16 protein-coding genes and 1 tRNA gene are annotated in these 21,840 nt (G+C 49.1%); 8 read left to right on the top strand and 9 right to left on the bottom strand.

Features of this window, described 5'->3' with window-relative positions:
• Window positions 1-84: 84 nt before the first annotated feature.
• Genes AC1S5B_RS25370 through AC1S5B_RS25380 form a run of 3 tightly spaced genes read left to right on the top strand, consistent with a single transcriptional unit; the run spans window position 85 to window position 3,306 of the window.
• A complete protein-coding gene (locus tag AC1S5B_RS25370; protein ID WP_482038450.1) occupies window positions 85-1,005 on the top strand; it encodes a glycosyltransferase in 921 nt (306 codons plus the stop codon).
• Window positions 998-1,789 (top strand): polysaccharide deacetylase family protein, encoded by a 792-nt coding sequence (locus AC1S5B_RS25375; RefSeq protein WP_482038451.1) that lies wholly within the window; start codon window positions 998-1,000, stop codon window positions 1,787-1,789. Before AC1S5B_RS25370 ends, AC1S5B_RS25375 begins: the two co-directional genes overlap by 8 nt.
• Window positions 1,777-3,306, top strand: coding sequence for a NupC/NupG family nucleoside CNT transporter (locus tag AC1S5B_RS25380; protein ID WP_482038452.1), 1,530 nt, complete (start codon window positions 1,777-1,779; stop codon window positions 3,304-3,306). Before AC1S5B_RS25375 ends, AC1S5B_RS25380 begins: the two co-directional genes overlap by 13 nt.
• A gap of 321 nt (window positions 3,307-3,627) precedes the next feature.
• On the opposite strand, the gene AC1S5B_RS25385 is transcribed toward AC1S5B_RS25380, so the two are convergent.
• From AC1S5B_RS25385 to plsX, 5 genes are all read right to left on the bottom strand, one after another.
• On the bottom strand, window positions 3,628-4,830 hold the full coding sequence (locus AC1S5B_RS25385; protein ID WP_482038453.1) for an NAD(P)/FAD-dependent oxidoreductase: 1,203 nt from the start codon (window positions 4,828-4,830) through the stop codon (window positions 3,628-3,630).
• Window positions 4,831-4,947: 117 nt separating this feature from the next.
• Window positions 4,948-5,586: a lysophospholipid acyltransferase family protein gene (locus AC1S5B_RS25390; protein WP_482038454.1), complete on the bottom strand. Its 639-nt coding sequence runs from the start codon at window positions 5,584-5,586 to the stop codon at window positions 4,948-4,950.
• A gap of 124 nt (window positions 5,587-5,710) precedes the next feature.
• Window positions 5,711-6,610, bottom strand: coding sequence for an ACP S-malonyltransferase (gene fabD, locus AC1S5B_RS25395; RefSeq protein WP_482038455.1), 900 nt, complete (start codon window positions 6,608-6,610; stop codon window positions 5,711-5,713).
• A gap of 1 nt (window position 6,611) precedes the next feature.
• Window positions 6,612-7,643, bottom strand: a complete 1,032-nt coding sequence (locus AC1S5B_RS25400; RefSeq protein WP_482038456.1) for a beta-ketoacyl-ACP synthase III — start codon at window positions 7,641-7,643, stop codon at window positions 6,612-6,614.
• Window positions 7,644-7,658: 15 nt separating this feature from the next.
• Window positions 7,659-8,708, bottom strand: a complete 1,050-nt coding sequence (plsX, locus tag AC1S5B_RS25405; protein ID WP_482038457.1) for a phosphate acyltransferase PlsX — start codon at window positions 8,706-8,708, stop codon at window positions 7,659-7,661.
• Between the two features lie 337 nt (window positions 8,709-9,045).
• Here plsX and AC1S5B_RS25410 point away from each other — a divergent pair, with 337 nt between their 5' ends.
• Window positions 9,046-10,932 (top strand): phospholipase D-like domain-containing protein, encoded by a 1,887-nt coding sequence (locus tag AC1S5B_RS25410; RefSeq protein WP_482038458.1) that lies wholly within the window; start codon window positions 9,046-9,048, stop codon window positions 10,930-10,932.
• Between the two features lie 14 nt (window positions 10,933-10,946).
• Here the strand turns inward: AC1S5B_RS25410 and AC1S5B_RS25415 are convergent, their stop codons facing one another.
• Window positions 10,947-11,177 (bottom strand): hypothetical protein, encoded by a 231-nt coding sequence (locus tag AC1S5B_RS25415; RefSeq protein ID WP_482038459.1) that lies wholly within the window; start codon window positions 11,175-11,177, stop codon window positions 10,947-10,949.
• Between the two features lie 274 nt (window positions 11,178-11,451).
• Here AC1S5B_RS25415 and AC1S5B_RS25420 point away from each other — a divergent pair, with 274 nt between their 5' ends.
• The gene (locus tag AC1S5B_RS25420) at window positions 11,452-11,742 is read left to right on the top strand and encodes a DUF2288 domain-containing protein (protein WP_482038460.1); all 291 of its coding nucleotides are present in this window, start codon (window positions 11,452-11,454) and stop codon (window positions 11,740-11,742) included.
• Window positions 11,743-11,813: 71 nt separating this feature from the next.
• Here the strand turns inward: AC1S5B_RS25420 and AC1S5B_RS25425 are convergent, their stop codons facing one another.
• Window positions 11,814-12,437 carry a YdcF family protein gene (locus AC1S5B_RS25425; RefSeq protein ID WP_482038461.1) on the bottom strand — a complete coding sequence of 208 codons (624 nt, stop codon included), beginning with the start codon at window positions 12,435-12,437 and terminating at the stop codon, window positions 11,814-11,816.
• 21 nt (window positions 12,438-12,458) lie between these two features.
• Window positions 12,459-13,412 (bottom strand): tetratricopeptide repeat protein, encoded by a 954-nt coding sequence (locus AC1S5B_RS25430; RefSeq protein WP_482038462.1) that lies wholly within the window; start codon window positions 13,410-13,412, stop codon window positions 12,459-12,461.
• 220 nt (window positions 13,413-13,632) lie between these two features.
• Here AC1S5B_RS25430 and AC1S5B_RS25435 point away from each other — a divergent pair.
• Together AC1S5B_RS25435 and AC1S5B_RS25440 are read left to right on the top strand one after the other, a co-directional pair.
• Window positions 13,633-13,705, top strand: a tRNA-Thr gene (locus AC1S5B_RS25435).
• Between the two features lie 349 nt (window positions 13,706-14,054).
• Entirely contained in the window at window positions 14,055-16,265 is a 2,211-nt protein-coding gene (locus AC1S5B_RS25440; protein WP_482038463.1) for a phosphoketolase family protein, read from the top strand.
• 161 nt (window positions 16,266-16,426) lie between these two features.
• Here AC1S5B_RS25440 and AC1S5B_RS25445 read toward each other — a convergent pair whose 3' ends face one another.
• A complete protein-coding gene (locus tag AC1S5B_RS25445; RefSeq protein WP_482038464.1) occupies window positions 16,427-17,470 on the bottom strand; it encodes a hypothetical protein in 1,044 nt (347 codons plus the stop codon).
• A 251-nt stretch (window positions 17,471-17,721) separates the two neighbouring features.
• Here AC1S5B_RS25445 and AC1S5B_RS25450 point away from each other — a divergent pair, with 251 nt between their 5' ends.
• Window positions 17,722-21,837 carry an adenylate/guanylate cyclase domain-containing protein gene (locus AC1S5B_RS25450; protein WP_482038465.1) on the top strand — a complete coding sequence of 1,372 codons (4,116 nt, stop codon included), beginning with the start codon at window positions 17,722-17,724 and terminating at the stop codon, window positions 21,835-21,837.
• Window positions 21,838-21,840: the final 3 nt, after the last annotated feature.

Consider the following 21,840-nt stretch of genomic DNA (forward strand, 5'->3'; position numbering starts at 1 on the left):
CTTTTCAAGGGATGGGTCGATTTTCGACTGTCTTGTATGGTAGAGATTGTGTTTGCTAGGTGTGTGGTGTTGAGGAGAATAAGCATGAGTCGGTTGCCTAGGAAGTCGTTAAGCTCTAGGTGGAGGTGGGGGCAGGTTAGCCGCGATCGCGAGGTGCCGACCCCACAGCGAAAGGTAGAATTGGCGTTGATCGGTGAGGCAGCCACGACTTCAGCCGCAACAGCGGAATTGGCTGAAAGCGTTTCCTCTGGTATTGCGATCGCCCCCGTTCGGCAGCTTCATCAGGCGGCGATCATTATGCCTGTATACAATGAGCAAGCTGGAATTGGCGCAACATTTGATGCCGTGCGGGAGTATTGCAAAAGTCACGCTGATTACTATTTTATTTTTGTAAATGACGGCTCCAGCGATCTCACCCAAAAGATTTTAGAACAACGGATTGCAGATTCGCAGACTGAGCAAATTCAACTGTTGTCCTATGGCGATCGCGGTGGCAAAGGACACGCCGTCAAAATGGGAATTTATCTAGCCGATGCCGAATACGTTTGCTTTTTAGATGGCGATCTTGCCTATTCCTTGGATCATCTGGATAGACTCATGGCGAAATTGGCGCAACACGATGTGGTGATTGGCTGCCGCAGTCTGATGCCTGAAGGCAACCAGGGACTCAAGCTCTCTCGAAAAATTGCCGGAAAAGTGTTTAATAGCCTATCTAAACAAATTTTGAACTTGCCTTATGTGGATATGCAAGCTGGTTTAAAGGGCTTTAGAGTCAAGGCTGCCCAGGAAATATTTGCTCGACAGGAATTGATCGGCTTTTCCTTTGATGTGGAGCTAATCTATTTGGCGAAAAAACTGGATTATGCGATCGCAGAAATTCCGGCATATGTCTCCAGCAACCACGCCACCAAACTATCCAAAGTGAATTTGCTGGCAGATTCCCTTAAGATGCTGCGCGACCTGTTCAAAATTCGCTGGAATGATCTGACAGGTCGCTATGAATAAAGTGGTGCTGCTCAGTTTTGATGTGGAAGAGTTTGATATTCCTGAAGAATATGGTCAAACCTTGGATGAACCAGAAAAATTTCGGGTGTCGCTCCAAGGCTTAGAGCCAGTTTTGCGCCTATTGGAGCGGCTGAACATCCGAGCGACCTTTTTCACGACTGCCCACTTTGCCCTGCACCATCAACCGTTGATTCGAGAGATCGCCCAAACCCACGAAATCGCGTCTCACGGCTTCTATCATTCGTCCTTTGAAGTTGCAGACTTGACAGCATCCAAACAGGCGCTAGAACAGATTATTCAAGCGCCGATCACCGGGTTTCGGATGGCGCGCTTGCAAAAAGTGAATGATCAGGCGATTGAAAGCGCCGGATATGCCTATAATTCATCCATGAATCCGACTTATCTTCCAGGGCGATACAATAATTTTTTTACGCCGCGCACTGCTTACTACTCGCGGCGGCTTTTGCATGTTCCCGTATCGGTCACGCCACTGATTCGGTTTCCCCTATTTTGGTTGAGCTTCAAAAACTTTCCGCTGCCGTTTTATCAACTTGCCAGCTTGTTAACGCTAAACTGCGATCGCTATTTGAGCTTATACTTTCACCCGTGGGAGTTTACCGACCTCTCTGCCTATGGGTTACCCAGCTATGTGAAACGCCGCTCTGGAAAACCGATGCTTGTGCGGTTAGAGCACTATCTTACTTGGCTACATTCCCAGGCAGACTTTATCACCTACGCTGATTTCAGGCAGTTTGTTCACCCAAAATCCTCATGTCTGGGCTAAATTTTTTATCATTTACTGGAATTTTCGCGCTCTGTGGCATTGCATGGCTCACCTCAGAGAACCGCCGCATTATTCCTTGGCGAACCATTTTTTGGGGAATTGGACTACAGCTTATTCTAGGGTTGCTAGTCTTTCTCATTCCTGCTACGCGCAGCCTCATGGAATTATTAAGCGATGGCGTAAATTCTATTCTGCAAGCAACAGAAGCAGGCTCCCGCTTTATCTTTGGGTCGTTATTGGTGCCTGACCCAACCAGCGTTCCGGCTAGTCCTTTGTTGGCAGGTCGGTGGATTGCCCGTGCCGTTACGCCGCCCTATGTGCCGGTTCCGGGCGATCGCCTCCTGTCCAACGGCTCCAGCGGCGATTTCATCAGTCTGGGCTATATCTTCGCGTTTCGGGCATTGCCCAGCGTCATTTTCTTTTCAGCATTAATGGCGCTGCTTTATACCCTGGGCTTGATTCAGCCGTTGGTAAATGGATTTGCCCGAATGTTTCGCCGCACCATGAACCTCAGCGGTGCCGAAGCCCTCAGCGGTGCCAGCAATATCTTCGTGGGCATTGAAGCAACTATTTTGGTGCGTCCCTATCTAGCGCGGATGACCCGCAGCGAACTCTGTGCCATTTTGACCTCCTGTTTTGGCAGCATCGCTTCCACGGTTTTGGCGCTATATGCGGGCTTCTTGCAGCCCGTTTTCCCAAATATCACAGGGCATCTAATTTCAGCCTCGATTATGGCAATTCCTGCCTGTTTCGTCATTTCCAAAATTGTGGTGCCGGAAACGGAGGTGCCAGACACGATGGGAAAATCGCTACAAGAACGCTCTCACCCCCCTGAAACGGAAGCAGATTTCCCAGAAGCGATGGAGTTTGAGGATGGTGAGGAGACTGATCAACAAAATGTGAAGTCGCAAGACTACAACCCGCCTGCGCCACTGAATCTGATGGAAAGTGTGGTTCTGGGTGCAATGGATGGGGTGAAATTAGCAGCAGCGATCGCAGCGCTCCTAATCGCCGTGTTGGGATTGGTGGCATTAGTCAACCTATTTTTTGCAAACCTGGCATCTTTGGCAACCAGTTCTCAACCGTTTATTCGAGGAATCGGTCGGGTCTTTCAAATTGTCACCCTGCAAAATATCTTAGGCGCATTGTTTCTACCGCTCACCTTTCTAACGGGAGTTTCTTTGCAATGGCAAGAACTATGGCAGTCCTCCGTTTTGATTGGGCAGCGGCTCCTTCTAACAGAAGTGCCTTCCTATCAGCAGCTTGCAGCGTTGGCAAGTCAGGGAGTTCTGAGTCCTCGTGCGTTGTTGGTTGTCAGCTATGCTCTGTGTGGATTTGCCCATTTGCCCTCCCTGGGTATTTTTGTCGGCGGCTTGGTTAGTTTAGTGCCGTCGCGCCGTCGCGATATTACTGAACTTGGCTGGAAGGCTCTCTGGGCTGCGACTTTGGCAACGCTGATGATTGGCTGTATCGCCGGATTGTATGACACTGGAAATCCTACTATTCTAGGAACATAGCCCTATAAACGACCTCACCCTGTAGAGCTATCCATTAGGCAGCGGTCGTTAGAATAGTTACAGGGCTTAGGGCTGAGTCGAGGGTTGTGCGCCTTCGATCAATGGGTGGAGCTTTCCCAGCCCGCGCCAGAGCGTTTTTAGTCCTAGTTCTCCATCGTGTTTACGGGCTAAGAAGCCGTTGAGTATAGCGAGATCAAGCGGTCTGTGAACGCGCACTGACGGGGCAGCACTGTTTCGTCGAATGTGCTTAGGAAGCAGTCAACCTAAGTCGTGAGGCTTGGGTTGCTGCTTCTATCACTGAAGGGTTGGGCATAGAGGATGTCAATGGGTAAACCGTGCGATCGCAGAAACGAGCGGCTGAGTCATCCAATTCAGCCCAACTCGAAGTTGATGATCCAAGGTGGGCATTCGGTAGAGATAGGCTAAGCGTCGAGCAACGACAGCGAGCGAACCATCGAGCTTAATTCCCATGCCTGTGAGCGTGGCATTGTCGGTGCCCAAGGTCATCATTTCGCCCAAGTATTGATAGCGGAAAGGTAGGAGTGGTCGCCCGGTCAGGGATGCCCATAGATTCCAGCCCAAATAGTCAGCCTGCTGAAAGGCGGCTTGCGCGGTTGGCGGCACCTGTTGCCCCTCGGCATCTTTGCAGTCTGCTAAATCGCCTAAGGCAAAAACATTGGGGTGATCAATGACTTGCAGGGTGGTCGTTAAAACTATTTTGCCGCGATCGCTTTTCTTTAGGGGCAACGCATTAATCACTTCCGCTACGCGGGTGCCCACTGTCCATAAGACAGCATCTACAGGAATGGTATCTACGACATCTTTGTAGTTGAGCGAAATGGTGTCGGCAGTAATTTCCTCGATCGCGGTTTCCAAATCGAGCCAAACAGATCGGTCTTGCAAGGCTTTAGAGGCACTGGTGCGATTAAATTCAGGCGAGGTTCGCAGCAGTTGATCGGATAGCTCTACCAGACGCAGCCGACCGCGATCTCCGAGTCGATCCGCCAATTTACACGCCAATTCCACGCCAGAGTAGCCGCCCCCGACGATCGCCACTCGAATTTTTTCTGCATCCGATTCTTCCAACACCCGCAGCCGTTCTTCTAGGCGATGGGCATCTGCTACCGTGCGGAAGGGCAACGCATACTCAGCGGCACCAGATACTTGATTTAACGGCGTCTCTCCCCCCAGCGCCAACACAAGGCGATCGTAGGTCAGATCCACGCCATCTTGAAGCTGAACTTGCTGTGCCTCCAGATCAATGTTGGTAACGGTTGCCTGATGAAACCGCACTCCCGTTCCTGCCAGCAATTCCGCAAAGGGGGGCGCAATTTCCCAGGTTTGCAGTTCACCCGTCATCAATTCATACAGCAGCGGTGAAAACAAAAAGCGATCGCTGCGATCAACCAGCATAATTTCCGGTCTTTCTTGCTTTGTCCAGGGTAATTGACTCAAGCGTAGAGCCGTATAAAGACCTCCAAAGCCTCCACCCAAAATACAGATACGGGTACGTTGATCAGTCATAACAAGAAAAACTTCTAACTCTTGGCAAGTGACCCTTTTAGGATAACGAAATTAACACGAATGGCGGGGGACGAATGGCAAGCTCTGAACTCTGGACTTTCCTAGCTCTGAACTTTCCTATCGACCCAAATCCAACATGCCATTAATCACCGTTGCACACTGTTGGGTCACGGCTTCGAGTTCTTCGCGATCGCTGGAGATGGGTGGTGGGATGACTTCGCCGATGCGAATGGTGATGGGAACAGAGCGGGGAATGGAAGACCCTTTTGAGGCGATCGCGTGAGTTCCCCACAAGCCCACAGGAAGCAGGGGCGCGTTGGCTTTGGCGGCAATGAGGGCGGCTCCCAGTTTGGGATCGGTGACACGTCCATCAGGGGTGCGGGTGCCTGTGATGAACACTCCGGCTGCCCAGCCCTGGTCTAACGACGCGATCGCGGCTCGAATGGCGCTGCGATCAGCAGAACCCCGTTTAACCGGATAGGCACCATAGAGCGCGATCGCCTGCTTTAGGATGGGAATCTGAAATAGTTCTTCCTTTGCCATATAAGCAACAGGACGCTGCACAGCATTCGACAAGAACATGGGGTCAAAGTCGCTGGCATGGTTGCTCACCACGATCAGCTTGCCCGTCTGAGGCACATTTTCAGCCCCATAAATTCGCCCCCGGAAATAAGTATGCAGCGTCGGGCTGACGATAGCCCACTTAAACAAACGATAGAGCGCCAGACTGATCAAGGGTTCGCGATCTTTACCCATAGGAAACCAACAAATAAAAAGTAGAGGTGAGGCGATCGTTGACGATTTGAAACCTTTCTTTCTTGCATGAAGGATGTTCTAAAACCTGACACCCGAAACCTGAAACCTGTTTACTATGCTTCATTCAGAGTGTGCTGTCTACTGCTATGGGAATTTCGGTAAGACTGCTCACGTTGTTTAACGTTAAATCGGGGCAGGTGCGTTTAATCAAGCCAGTCAACACTTTTCCGGGACCAATCTCTATCACCGTTTCAATTCCTAATTCGGGTAACTGGAGGGAAATTTCTCGCCAGCGAACTGAGCCAGTCATTTGTTGAATCAATCGTTGTTTTAATGAAGCGGCATCTGTGGCAGGAGTGGGATCAACATTCGACAAAATCGGCACTTTCGCGTCGTTGAAGCTAGATTGCTCCAGCACCGTTTGAAATTCTGCTGCTGCGTCTGCCATCAAAGGTGAGTGAAAGGCACCGCTGACGTTGAGCTTAACGGCGCGTTTTGATTTGACTGTGTTTAATACAGTTTCAACGGCTGCAACAGTTCCCGAAATCACTACTTGCGCCGCACTATTGTCGTTTGCCAATACCACATTGGGAGTGTGCTGAATTTGTTGGAGTAGCTGATCGCGATCGAATCCAATTAACGCCGCCATCATGCCATCCGAGGCGCTATCCATCAGTTCGGCTCGACGTTTGACCAGTTGCAACCCTGCTGAAAAACTAAATACGTCCGCCACATAGAGCGCCACATATTCACCCAAGCTGTGTCCTGCCACTAAAGCGGGATGATGTCCTTTGGCTCTCATTTGGTCTGCCAAAAGACATTCCACGACATAAAGGCAGGGCTGAGTATATAGCGTGCGGGACAGTTTATCTTCAGCGCTTTGGCAAATTTCCGCGACTGACCAGCCCAAAATGTCATCAGCTTGTTGCAAAGTGAGCTTTACTTCCGGCAACTCCAGCAGATCTTTACCCATGCCAACGACTTGAGATCCTTGCCCAGGAAACACCCATGCGTTTTTTGTCATTTTATCGACCCCACTGAAAAACGGCGGCTCCCCAAGTCAATCCGGCTCCAAAGCCAGAGGTGACTAGGGTATCGCCCGGTTTGACTTTGCCTTGCCGCACGGCTTCATCCAAGACGAGGGGAATGGAAGCAGCCGAGGTGTTGCCATACTCAGCCAAGTTGCTAATGACTTTTTCAGGCGGAATATTGAGCCGATTTGCCACCGCATCTAAAATTCGTTGGTTTGCCTGATGAAGCAATAACCAATCCACATCTTGAGCCGTCATTTCAGCCCGAAACAAGGCTTTTTCAATGACTTCGGGTACACGGCGCACGGCAAAACGATAGACTTCTTGCCCATTCATGGTAATCGGGTGAAAGGTGCCCTGACCGATCGCCACTTGATCCGTCAATTCTTTGGCTTGCGGCTGATACGCCAGATTGAGATATTTATTTTGGGTGCCGTCGCTACGCAGTTCAAACCCCAACAGGCGATCGCACTCATTGGCTTGAATCACCACCGCTCCGGCTCCGTCGCCAAACAGTACACAAGTCCGGCGATCGCTCCAATCGACCCAGCGAGAGAGAACATCGGCTCCAATCAACAGCACATTTTGGTAAGCGCCCGCCCGAATGAACTGAGCCGCTGTCACCAACCCAAACACGAAGCCAGAACAGGCAGCCGTAATATCAAACGCCACGGCACGGGTTGCCCCTAGTTCTGCTTGAACTAAACAGGCAGTCCCAAACAAATCATCGGGGGTCGAAGTTGCTAACACGATTAGATCGATATCGGTGGCAGACAACCCTGCCATTGCGATCGCCCGTTCTCCTGCCTGAGCTGCCAAGCCTGCCAAAGACTCTGTGGTGGAAGCTAATCGCCGATTCCGAATGCCAGTGCGGCTCGCAATCCATTCATCTGACGTTTCCACAATTTGACTCAGTTGGTCATTATTCAGCGAAACTGCTGGAACCGCCGAGCCGCTACCCGTCAGCGCAATTCCGACCCCTAGTTGTTTCAAATCTTTGCTCCACTCATCACGGGAATAAGCCACTTAACCCCTATAAAACTAGCTGTCCACTGGCGAACTGCTCACCGTTGGCAATGGATCAGCCTCGACATAGTTTGCTTGAATTCGCTCCAAAACCTGGTTTTCAAACGCTTCTCGCGCCAACCGCACCGCGTTAAAAATCGATGGAGCTTGAGAACTACCATGACTGATAATACAGACCCCAGCGACTCCCAATAGTAGACCACCGCCGTGTTCGGCATGATCCATGCGCTGTTTAATCCGCTTCAGGTTTGGCTTTAACAAAGAAGTACCCAACTTACCATGCAGCCCTTGGGGCAGTTCTTCTCGCAAAATTTGCAGCGCCACTTCGCCGACTGCTTCTGCAAATTTCAGCAGCACATTTCCCACAAATCCATCGCAAACAATCACATCAAAATGACCCGACAGAACATCGCGCCCCTCGGCATTACCAATAAAGGAAATTGCCCGATTTTCCTGCAAAAGCTGATGGGTTCGCAGGGCTAGGTCGTTTCCTTTCGACGACTCTTCACCGATATTCAGCAATCCAACTTGGGGATCTGACACGCCCAGCACGTACTGAGAATAGACAGAACCCATGGTGGCAAACTGCTCCAAAAACTTGGGGCGGCAGTCTACATTAGCCCCTACATCCAAAATGATCACAGGCTTTCCCTGAATCATAGTGGGAAAGACTGCCCCGATCGCAGGGCGATCGATTCCTTTCAAGCGCCCTAACCGAAGGAGCGCGGCAGCCATGGCAGCACCAGAGTGCCCTGCTGAAACAACAGCATCGGCTCGTTTCTGTTTCACTAACTCCATCGCTACGTTAATCGAAGCTTTTGGCTTTCGCCGGAGGGCACCTAGGGGTTCCTCCCCCATTTCAATCGTGCCTTCGGCTGGAACAATTTCCAAGGAAGACAGATTGGAAGCATTCGGCGTTGAGGCTGCAATCTGCTTTGGGTCACCGACCAAAAGTACTTCAACACCGAGTTCAGCCTGCGCTCTTAAGGCTCCAGCAACGATTTCACTGGGGGCATGATCCCCGCCCATCGCGTCAATTGCAATCCGTGCTCGCGTTGATCCCATCAGTCAAAAAGTAAGTAAAAGGCTTAACAAGGATAGCTGCAATTCGTAAAACGTCCGCGAAGCGTTTCGCAGGATGCCTTACAGGAATCGCGTCGCTTCAATCATTCTTGCGTATAAGGGGATTTATTTGACATACTTCCTCATCCTAAAGAAGCGAGGAGTGCTTAACACTTCACTGAGATGGGCTACCGAAGTAGTCTTACCTTCTCTCCATGTTTGTTTACAGCTTCCCAATGCCCTATGGCGACTTGCCTTGATTGTACCAGAATCTTTGGTAAAGCCTTTCTAGAAGGATGAGGCTTGTGACCCATTATTTCAGTCAGCCATTTTCAATGAGATGCTGCAAACAATTGGTAATCTTTTTGGACGACTGGGCATCCTAAAAATGATGATTGCTTCATCTGTTCTTCATACTTTTATAGCCGTGCATCTTCGTTCCATTCGGCACTTCTCTATCTGTTGGGTTGCTTTTTTGGGCATGAGTCTCTCGGCTTGCCAGTCGGAAGAGGCGCAGATTCTCCGCCCTAGTCCTTTACCGCAAGATCCGCAAATTCAGGTTTATACCAATCACGAACCCGCTTCTAGTTATACCGAGCCTTATCGTCCGATCTCACGGGATGGAGACAATTTAGAGCAGCTTATAATTGATGCTATTTCTTCGGCGCGGTCAACGGTGGATGTGGCAGTTCAAGAATTTCGACTGCCAGGAATTGCTCAGGCGTTGGCAGAACGGCAAAAAGCTGGGGTGCAAGTGCGGCTGATTTTGGAAAATACCTATGCGCGCCCGCTGAGTTCTTTTACGGCTGAAGAACTGAATGGAATGGAGAAACGCGATCGCGATCGCGTTGAAGAAAACCGTCGCATGATTGACCAAAATGGTGATGGACAGCTTAGCCCAGATGAAATCAAAAGCCGAGATGCCTTGATTGTGATAGATCAGGCGAACGTGCCTCGCATCGACGATACAGCGGATGGCTCCAAGGGCAGTAACTTGATGCACCATAAATTTATGGTGGTGGATGGTCAAACGATAATTGTCACCTCTGCCAACTTCACCATTAGTGATGTTCATGGAGATTTCAAATCGCCCCACAGTCGCGGTAATGCGAATAATCTGCTGAAAATTCAGAGTCCTACGCTGGCGGCAGCGTTTATGGAAGAATTCAACCTCATGTGGGGAGACGGTCCAGGGGGGCAGACGAATAGCCTGTTTGGAGTAAAAAAGCCGTTCCGTCCGGCACGCTCAGTGATGGTGGGCAACACGAAAATTGAGGTGCATTTTTCTCCCAGCGCTCGTTCCGTGCCTTGGCAGCAAACTAGCAATGGGCTGATTGGTCAAACAGTAAGCAGTGCTAATAAATCAGTGTCTATGGCGCTGTTTGTCTTTTCTGATCAGCAGTTGGTTGATTTACTAGAAACAACCCATCAGCGACAGATAGAAATTAAAGCGTTGATTGATCCTGGGTTTGCTTACCGATCCTATAGCGAAGCGTTGGACATGATGGGGATCACATTGGCAGAGGATTGTAAGTATGAAGCGAATAATCGCCCGTGGAAGCCCGCGATCGCAACGGTAGGAGCGCCAAGGATGCCGCCGGGTGATCTACTGCATCACAAATTTGGCATTGTAGATCAGCAAACTGTCGTGACAGGATCTCATAACTGGACGAATGCCGCGAACGGTGGCAATGATGAGACGGTGCTGGTCATTCATAATCCCGTTGTCGCAGCCCACTATCAGCGAGAATTTGAGCGCCTTTACACAAATGCCATTATGGGAATTCCCCCGGCAATCCAAAATAAAGCCGATGCCCAATCGAAAAAGTGTCCAGTCACGACTGCGATCGCTGGAGGGAATCGTGTAGAAAGCGTTGCGAATATTTCACGAATTGCGCCCAGCCCACAGCCCAGAAAGTTACCGTCTTCTGGTGCATCACCCGCAGTGAAATCTGTTCAACCGCAAGCATCATTAGGGGTTAAGCCTAAATCGACTCAAAAAGTAAAACAAACCAGTGCGGCTCTTGGGCAGGCAAACCACCGAATTAACTTAAACAGCGCTTCTCAAGCAGAACTTGAAACCTTGCCAGGAGTAGGACCGGGCTTAGCAAAGCGAATGATTGCCGCTCGTCAGCAGAAGCGATTTTCCTCCTTGGCAGACGTTGATCAGATTTCTGGCGTAGGTCCGAAGCTGCTTCAGAAACTAAAAGACAAAATTATCTGGTAGCTTACCTGAGTTTTCTAGCTATAGATTGCTTTTAACCTCAACGCGATCGGTAAATTGTTTCTAGAGGCAAATGTCATCGCGCTCAGTTTAGAATGAGCCGAAGGAGACTGCTTGAGCTTTGGCTGAGTCCAGCGGGTGCCACCTCCAACCCGCCGCTTGGGTACTCCATCCCCTCCCGCAAAAGAAGGCTCAGCGGCTGAAAAGAGCATGACGACTAAGGACAGCCCAATAGTAAGATGACGCATAGATTTAGTAGATGCTTAGTAGATGCAGGATTGATGATCTGATATGTCTAGAATGTCAATAATCTTAGGGTCCGTGCAAGCGTTAAATCACCGAACTCAAATTTTACAAATCTTAACAGCACACTAGAAGCGTCCAAGTTGAACCCGTAAAAGTACCAAATACTTTACAGTTGCAGAAAATTATGAAGTTAGCTTAAGTTGTGATTATGAATACAAGACTCTTTGAGTCCTATCAATCGATAAAACTTTGAGCCGAAAGGGTGTGGGTTAAAACATGAGTGATATTCGAGCAGAACTAACTGAAATGCTTGATGAGGCAGAATGGGATTGGCTGGCTCCTCATGCTCGTCGCGATTTAGTGATTTTGGTTGCTTTAGGACTGGACTTGGTTGAGGTAGGCATGGCGATCGCGACCGATGATACTCCCCGTATCCAGCGCTGGATTGATGAGGCACTGATTCAGAAGCCTTCCCCATCACAACTCAGTATTTGGAATCAAAATCAATCCAAACGATTTCAGGCTTTAATTGTGCAACCTTATGTATTGGTTCAAGAAACTGCCTGACAGAACCAATCAGTTGGGATCTTACTTAATGTCTGGGGCTTTTGCCTGACCAAGCTATATTTTTTGCACCTTTAATTGGGGCTAAACCGTTGTTTCAGGGTTGCGCCGCTATAGCCAGTGGTGAGCCAAAGCACTGCTCTACCGCCATCTCGAACTGCTTTCTGCCAGGGTTCAGCCGCTTGGTTAGACCGGACGGCGATCGGTCTAATATAAATTCCTCGACTTCCAAAAACAATTTCGCCAATGGTTCTAGCCCGACGCATGTGATAGTCGGAAGTGATGAGATAAACGCTGTGAATACCTTTAGCTTTAAGCTCATCCACGAGCGTTGTAAAGTTGGTTACCGTATCAACGGCTTCTCGGTCGATATGTAGTTTCTTAAGATTCATTCCGGCATCTGAAAAAACGCCATAGGTATACTCAGGATTGCTGCCGCCCGAAACCCAAACGGGCAATTCTGGATGCTGCCGTGCAAATTCTGCGGCAAAGTTTTCGCGCCCAGTGGCACCTCCTAGAACAAAAATGGCTTGGGGTTCCACAAAATAGTTATTGATCTCTCGATAACTAACCCACAACACTAGGAGAACAATTAGCAACCAAAACAATTGCTTTTTAAATAGGTGGCGCGCTTTTTTGGGCGATCGCTTGGCTAAAGGGAATGCACCCTGCACTCTTTGACGGGGTTTCAATCGCATAGAAGGAACAGGGAATAGGAACTATCGAGGAGACGGACGCTGACTTCTAGGATTTTTTTCCTCAAGTTGCGCCAAGGTTGCTCGAATTTGGGGCGTTTCTAGCAGCTTGCGAGTGTCTGTCAGCAACCGATCGCCCCATAAATTTTCTTTTAAAAATTTCAGATCAGCATAGCGACTATCTAACCGAAGGGCTGCGTCTCCTGTAGATAAGCCTTGGTCACGCTTTCCCTGAGCATAAAGAGCCGCCGCGATCGCCAGTCGAGGTTCTGCGGCTTTTGGATCCAAATCTACGGCTTTTTGCCACTGTTGTAACGCGGCTTCTCGATCGCCTACTTCATACTTAATTAAACCAATATTGTTGATGGCGGGCCAAAAGCGTTTATCTTGGGCAACTGCTTGATTATATTGAGCGATCGCCTCAGGAAACTGCCGCAACATTAAATAGGCATTACCCAAATCAAACAATGCACCAGGCACATTCGGCTTGATCTTGAGTCCCTGTTTTAAGTAATCTACCGCAGTCAAATAATTTCCCTTTTGAAAATAAGCAGACCCCAACGCAAACAAAATCGCTGAATTTTTACCGGTTCCATTCAACGATTGAGATTTTTTGAGCGAAGTAATACCCTGATCTAACGCATTTGTTTGGAGATAAAGCCCCCCTAACAAAGACCAGACTTCCGGGCTTTTAGGAGCCAACTGCGTCGCTAACTTTGCCCGCTGTAGAGCAAGCTCATATTGTTGAAACTGCGCTAGCTGAGAGGCTTCTTGTGCTAGCCCAACGCCTTGTTGCTCCAATTTGGCGTTATCTAAGCGCAATGTGTGAGGAACTAATGCTTGGGCAGACCCAGGTTGAGCAGATCCCCACAGCCCCAGAGTGACTAATAGCAAAAGAAAAGATATTCGTTTCGGCACGGCATAGCCTTTAGAAAAATGCAATGAACTGAGCGATGGCTTAATCGATTTGAGCATCATGATGGCATAATTTTAAGCGATTCTAAAAAAATAGAAGTCACAAATTTGCGAAGAAAGCTAGATAAACGCTTCAATCAGATGCAATCCCAAAGCGTTTTCAAAACATACTGGCAGAAAATGCGTTGACTAACGATCGAAATCAATACCTATCTCAACACAATAATGTAGATACTTTATCTGAATGGATACAGAATTTGCTATTGTATTTATCGGGGGAAATGCTGGTGTAGCTCAGTTGGTAGAGCAGCGGTTTTGTAAACCGCCGGTCGCAAGTTCGAGTCTTGTCACCAGCTTTTTAGAAATAGCAATACTCTTAGCTCGCAGTAAGGCTTTCGAGAGAGTCGTCAGTAATGGGTAAGTGGGCGATCGCTTGCGCTGACTTGTCAGTTCGCGAGGTTAAAATGCCAATAGCGTCTTGGCTGGAGAGAAAGCTGATTTTGAGTTTTAAGTGCGGAGGACGTGCGGGATATCGAACCGTGAAACCCGAAACCTGAAACCTGAAACCTAAATCTCCATTGCCAAAACTCAATCGCTAGCCTGCAACGATCAGTATCAAGCCTGTCAATTTTTTGTGCAGATGGCTGTGTAGGATAAAGTATTGAGCGATTTCGCCCTTTCATCGTTGCACCAGGTATCTCAAGCATGACGGCAGTTACTTCAAATCCCAAGTCCGCTCCAGCCTTTTGTGAGGGAATTCAATATTTTGCCGATTCCTATCCTGAATTCGCTCGCTATGGCATCATGCCCGCGATTCTAGACGGCAAAACTGCCATCACTGCGCCGAATGATCCCTGTGCGGTTTATCAGACTTTGCTGTATGCGGATGCGCTGCGCTACCTGACGCTGCAAGTGACTGCCAGCAAAGCATCGGGGCATCCCGGCGGGTTTGCTAGCCAAGCAGAAGCTTACGCTGCCTTGGTGATGTTGGGGCACAAAAACTTTGTCACAGAAGTGGGGCATCACGCGCCCGGTTTCTACAGCGCCATGTTTCTAGATCGCTCCTTGGAAGATATGGGGATTGAAACGGTGCAGCAATTGCGAGATCGCTACCGAGAGCGGCATGGATTGCTGGGTCACCTATCGGGGCAAATCCCAGGATTGCTGGCTCCAGCGGGACCGTTGGGTCAAGGGCAGCATTTTGCCATGGCGGGTGCATTGCTCCATCCTGACAAGCTGTTTCCTTTCACCGTGGGCGATGGTGGGTTGGGCGAACCCTACATCGTCAGTTCCATGGCGCATTTCCATACTGCTTTTCCCCATGCCACGAACTTTTTGCCTGTGCTGGTGTGGAATGGCTTCTCTCAAGAGCATCACAGCATGGTGTCTACGCTGTCGAGCGATCGCATGATGGACTATTGGGGCGGCAATGGCTTTGAGAAAGTGGTGCTGGTGGATGCCAAACAGTTTGATGACCAAAATCAACCGGGCGATTTTGTAGACAGCACAATTTTTTCCTTCAAACAGCGATTGGCGTTTACTCAAGCGGTTCTGGAGGGCGTGGCAAAAGCGGCAGAGTCGGCGCTGAACGGCACCCTCACGGTTTTCATTATTAAGCAACTGAAGGGTGCCGGAGTTCATGCGCGGGGTGCCAAATCTCACAACCTGTATGCCCACCACACGTTAGAGAATCCTGACATTATCAGTGCGCTCCAAACCCGTGCCCTGACTACGGAAGCCTGGGATTTGGTGCGAACCAACTGCGAGAGAGCCGGGGGCGGACCCGCTAGCAAAACCGTGGTGACTGAATTTGAGCGATCGCTGCCCGATCTAGGTCAACTTCCCCTAGAAGAATTTGCAGTGGGCGGAGAATCCAAGATTTCCACTACCGCCATGGGTAAACTGGTGGGCTACGTGGGGCAAACCGATCCAAGCTACTTGGTGACCAATGCCGACGGCAACGAGGCTTCTGGCATTGCCAATATTAACCAAGCGCTCAAAATCATTCACCCCACGGCAGATCCGCTGTATAACCAGAATCCAATCGGGCAAGTGTATGAACCGCTGAGCGAAGATGCTTGTGCCGGATTGGCAGCCGGGTTAGCCTTGTTTGGGTGCCGGACGCTCTGGTGTTCCTACGAATCTTTTGCAATCAATGGCTTACCCATTTGGCAAACGGTGATCCAGGCAATGGCAGAATTGCGCCGCCCTACGCCATCCACCATAACCTTGTTTACCGCTGGAGCTTTGGAGCAAGGGCGCAACGGCTGGACGCATCAACGCCCCGAAATCGAAGCGTACCTCGCTGCCATGATGCGAAATGGGAATGTGTTTCCCGTGTTTCCGCCCGATGCCAACAGTGTTCAGGTCTGCTATGACTGGGGATTGACGACGCAAAATAAAGGGATTGTGATCACCGCAAGTAAATCGCCCTTGCCGATTCGCACCACCTTCGAGCAAACACGGCAGGCACTCAAAGACGGCGCGATCGCCTTGCACGAAAGCCAAGGGAGCAAAACCATCGTGTTTGCGGTGATTGGCGACATGATTCTGAACCCAGTATTTGAAGCGGCTAAACAGCTAGAAGCCCAAGGCTTGGGTGTGCGAATCGTGGCGATCGTCAGTCCGCGTCGGCTCTATCGCCCTTCAGATGTGGCGTGGGACATGTGTTCTGAACCCGACGGTGGCTTTTTGGATGATGCCAGATTCGATCGCCTATTTGGCGGGGATGCCCTCATCGGCGTGACTGGTGGAGCCAGCGCCATGCTAGAACCCGTCATGCTCCGCAGCACTGCTACCCGCGACACCTTTGCCTGGAAACGGGGCGAAACTACTGCTAGTGCTACCGAACTGATGGCGCTCAACGGCATTACGCCAGAAGCGATCGCAAAACGAGCCGTTGAGTTAGTTTCTTAGACTGCTTGAGTTTTGGGTGGAGACAGTACTCCAAACACATCTATCAGCCGCTTTGATTGGGAGTGTAGCGATCGCGGCTAAAACTACAGAAACGCGATCGCCCCCCTTCATGCCTAAGAAATCCGCTCGCCCCTTCTCTTCAAACTTGCGATCAGACTTGCTTATAGTTTTTGTCCCGTCCAAGTCCATTTTTGCCACTGGTTATTGGCCGAGTATGTGTATCCAATTTCGTTAATGGTATCAATCGTTGCTATCACAGAATTGCTGGTTGTCCGACCTGTCTGGGAATTGATCCAAGCAACGTTGAGGAGAACGCCATAAGTACCATTCTTGTATCGGTAGTTCGGGTTCGAGACAGTGATGTTGTTTACTCGTTGCACTCTGGCTCTGGAGCTCCAATTTCGGTAGACCGCATCGATTATGCGCGATCGCTCCAGGTCATTGAAGGGCGCACGAACGGCGAAGGTACGACTATTGGCAGCACTCACCCCGGTTTGCGAGGAGCCTGTGCTAGATGGAGTTCCTGCCAAACTCAAGGTATAAGCACCGAGGGTATCCCGATCGCCTAAAACCACAATCTTGTGCGTGCCTACTGTTGTCGTCGTATATCTCAAATTTCCATCTGAATCACTGGCAACTTGTGTTCCATTGGGAGCAATCAGCGCCAAAAAAGGTTTGAGACTACCTTGAGTAGTTGTTTTAACAACCACTTGATCCCCTTGTTGAGCGGCAAAAGTGAACGTATTGGATCGACCTTGGACGGCAACCTGTCCAAACGCTCCGGTTGAAACTTGCTGCATTGGGGAATTGGCAGTAATGGTTCCATCCACAACATCGCCATAGACTAGAGAAAATTGGGGACGCTTTCTGATCTCACTGGAGAAATCCGTAGACTCAGTGCCACTGGTGCTAGCTGGAGGTGTGGGAGTGCCCGTCGAAACGTCAATCAGTTTTTTTGTCCCAGCATCGTAGAGATACCGCTTTTCACCAGGGAGGTCTAATGTGCATCGCTCCTCAGCCCCGATTTGAATTCGAGTGACCTGAGGAATTCCACATCCAATAATTTTCAAGCGCAATTCATCTGTCATGATCCTGTCCGCTTCTGTTGGCATAACGGCGATCGCAGGAAGCCCCTCGAAAGTGCCTGCCAATACTGCCAATATGCTGAATCCAGAGGCAAGAGAACACAGATTATGTGTCAGCATGAGTTATAAAATGCTCATTGATCTAATATTTATTCGTCAGCATAATACATTTTTTTACGCTAAAAAGAAACACTGTTTACATCACGAAAGAGCGGTGTTGCATAAATTAGGGCGATCCGGGTTGAGCTTAGTGGAAGAGAGATCGCTTTAACTCTATGATGCAAGGAAGCCCTTTATGAAGAATTATTGAAAGCGATCGCGCTACTGCTGGTTTAGCTCTCTTCGCCCTTAGCATGGTGGATACCTCTACAATGGTCTTAAATAAGCTGCCTGCGGTGTCCCATTCTTCGGCGAATTCTCAATCGAATGCTGTGAAAAAGGTTCCGCTCGGTTTGGTCATGGCTGTGCCCTTGGTGATTCAGGTGGTCGGAGCCGTTGTCGCAGTTGGCTTTCTGTCTCACCAAAATGGGCAGAAAGCAGTGAATGAAGTAGCGACCCAGGTTCGCACTGAATCGGGTAGCCGGATTCATCAGCACTTAAATAATTATTTGGCGACCCCGATTCAACTGAACCGCACCAATACGGATGCGATTGAACTGGGGCTGTTGAATCTACAAAATTTTGAGGTTGCCGGAAAATATTTTTGGCGACAGATGAAAATATTTAATGTGGGCTACATCAGCTATGCCAATCCTAAAGGCGATTTTATTGGGGTTGAGCGGCTCGATAGCGGAGAACTGGTGATTAACGAGAAATCTGCTCGGACGAAGAACCAGCAATATACGTTTACCACCACACCCCAGGGCGATCGCGCCAAAATGATCAAAATTACTCCAGACTATAATCCCTTGAATGAAGGATGGTATGCGGATGGTGTAAAAATTGCCAAACCCGCCTGGAGTTCCATCTACAACTGGGATGATAAACCAGAGGTGATGTCTATTAGCGCTAACCATCCCCTCTATGGCAAAGATGGAAAATTGCTGGGGGTAATAGGCGTAGACCAAATTTTGACCCAGATTAGCGACTTCTTGGCAAGCATTCAAGTCAGCAAAACTGGAGAAACCTTTATTTTAGAGCGATCTGGAAAACTGGTTGCTACCTCATCCAAAACTGAGAAACCATTTCGTATCGTTAACGGCAAAGCAGTTCGTCTTAGGGCTATTGATAGCGCTGATCCGCTGATTCGCGACAGCACCGATTTCTTAATCGACACCTTTGGTAGTCTGGAAAAAATCAACCAAACTGAAAAGCTGGAATTTCGTTTGCAAGATCAGCGCCAATTTTTATTAGTGATGCCCTGGAAAGATGCTTATGGCTTGGATTTTCTGATCGTGGTAGTGGTGCCCGAAACCGACTTTATGGGACAGATTCATGCAAATACGCGCAACACCCTACTAGGCTGCGCGATCGCCCTAGCGGTAGCAACTTTATTTGGCATTCCCACTTCTCGCTGGATTGCTCACCAAATTTTGCAGCTTAGCCGCGCCTCGGAAGCCCTCGCCAACGGACAGCTTCATCAAAATGTGCAGACCAAAGGGATTGCCGAACTCGAAACTCTGGCAAACTCCTTTAATCGCATGGCACAACAATTGCAAGAATCATTTGCCACCCTAGAGCAAACCAATGCAAGTTTAGAGCAGCGCGTGCAAGAGCGCACTGCTTCGTTAGCAGCAGCAGAAGCCGAACTCAGAGCCTTGTTTGCCGCCATGAATGACCTTGTTATTGTTTATGACCAGGATGGGCGGTTTCTAAAAATTGTCTCCACTCATCCAACACAACTGATTAGCCCCATCCCAGAGCAAATTGGTAAGACGGCTGATGAGTTAATGCCAGAAGAGCAAGCCGATAAGGTAATGCAAGCAATTCGGCAAGCCTTGCAGACTGGGCAAGTGGTCAATGTAGAATACTGCTTAGTTGCAGGAACCCAGGAGGTTTGGTTTTCTGCAAATGTGTCTTCTCTATCTCAAGAAACGGTTATTTGGGTAGCGAGGGATATCAGTGAACAGAAACAGCGGGAAGCAGAACGGCTGCAAGCTGAAGAGGCACTCCGCCACAGCGATCGCCAACTGCGTAAACAAAACCGTGTTTTACTCGAACTGGCAAAAAGTACGGTGTTGAACGAGGGCAATCTTGAGGCTGCCCTCCAACAAATCACCGAAGCTACCACACGCACCTTAGACGTAGAACGCGCCAGTGTGTGGCGGTTTGATGATACTCATACGATGCTGCAATGTCTGGATTTGTATCAGCGATCGCCCAACCAACACACTGCGGGCATCCAATTTGCGGCGGCTGACTTTCCAATCTATTTCAGCGCATTAGAAGAAGAAGTCACTCTCACTGCTGATGACGTTTACACCGATCCTCGCACTCAAGAATTTGTTGGAGACTATCTAAAAACAACCGGAGTCACGTCTTTGTTAGACACGCCCATTCGCTCTGGGGGGCAAACCATTGGAGTCATTTGCTTAGAACAGGTCGGCAAAAGTCACCATTGGACTGTAGAAGAACAAAGTTTTGCCCGTTCGATCGCCGATTTGATTGCGTTAGGAATTGTTGCCCAAGCCCGTCGCCACACCGAAAACGCCCTCAATATTTCTCAAGAAAAATTCGCCAAAGCCTTTCGTGCCTCTCCCGATTTCATTACTATCAGTTCCCTCAGAACCGGACACTTTATTGATGTTAACGAAAGTTTTTTAGAAGCCTCTGGATATACCCATGCTGAAGTGCTGGGTCAAACGGTGTTTGATCTGGGGGCTTGGGCAAGCCATAACGATCGCATAGAACTGCACCGTCTGATTGCCGAGCAAGCCGCGATCAAAGACTTAGAAATTCAACTCCGCAAAAAAAATGGCGACGTGATGACGGCTCTGCTTTCTGCCGAAATCATTGAGCTAGAAGGGGAACCTTGCCTCCTAGCGGTGACGAAGGACATTACTGATCGCAAACGGGCAGAAGCCGCGATCGCCGAAAGCCAAAAGAAATATCGCGATTTAGTAGAGTCGGCTAACACCATTATTTTGCGCTGGAACACAGACGGGTATATTACTTTCCTAAACCGTTATGGGCAAGAATTTTTTGGCTATACAGAAGCAGAAATTCTAGGACAAAATATTATTGGAACTCTAGTTCCTGCCCAAGCAGACTCTTGGGAAAATCTGCAACTTTGGATTGAGCAACTGTGCCAGACCCCAGAACATTACCAGGATGCAGAATCTGAAAACTCTCGCAGCACCGGAGAAAACGTTTGGGTTAAGTGGTCGATTAAGGCGATTTTGGATGATCAAGGTGAGATTAACGAAATTTTGTCGGTCGGGTTCGATATCAGCGATCGCAAACGTGCCGAAGCTGCCCTTCAGGAAAAAGAGCAGTATCTTCGCTTGATTTTAGATAACATTCCTCAGCAGGTATTTTGGAAAGATACCAATCTGGTGTTTTTGGGCTGTAATCAAAATTGGGCAGAAGCGGCTCAACTGGATGACCCTGATGAAATTGTCGGCAAAACGGATTTTGACCTATTGCCCGATGCTGCGATCGCCGAACAATTTCGTGCCCAGGATCGCCACATCATTGAAACTGATACGCCCCAACTCCACTTTATTGCCCCCAAAGTGCAATCACTAGATGGCAAGAAATCCTGGCTCGACATCAGCAAAATTCCGATTCATGATTCTTACTACAACGTGATCGGCATTTTAGGTGTGGTTGAAGATATTACCCTCCGCAAGCAATCCGAAGAAGCCTTGGCAATTGAACAAGAACGCTCAGAGAAACTGCTGCTGAATGTGTTGCCTCAAGCGATCGCCGATCAACTTAAGCAGCGGCTTAATCTGTTTCAAGAACGGAATAGCAAAGCTTTGATTGCCGAAAGCTACGACGAAGTGACTGTCCTGTTTGCCGATATTGTCAGCTTTACCAATTTGTCTGCAAATATTTCTGCCGCAGATTTAGTGGGATTGCTCAATCGGATTTTTCTAGTATTTGATGACCTATGCGAGAAGCACGGGATTGAGAAAATTAAAACGATTGGGGATGCTTATCTGGCAGTAGGAGGGCTACCCAGTCCCCGCGCAGATCATGCTGAAGCGATCGCTAATATGGCACTGGATATTCAGCAAGAAATCAACCAGTTTCGTACCTATGAAGGACACGCGATCGCCGTCCGGATAGGGATTAACACAGGCTCCGTGATTGCTGGAGTCATTGGCAAAAAGAAATTTACCTACGACCTCTGGGGTGACACCGTGAACATTGCGAACCGCATGGAATCTCACGGCATCCCCGGCAAAATTCAAGTCACCGAAGCAACCTATCAACGCTTAAAAGACCAGTATCAATTTGAACCTCGCGGCATTGTTGACGTAAAAGGCAAAGGTGAAATGCCGACCTATTGGCTACTCCGAAAAAATAGTGAGGGGTTGTAATGC

The organism is Leptolyngbya sp. CALU 1928 (assembly GCF_056784215.1).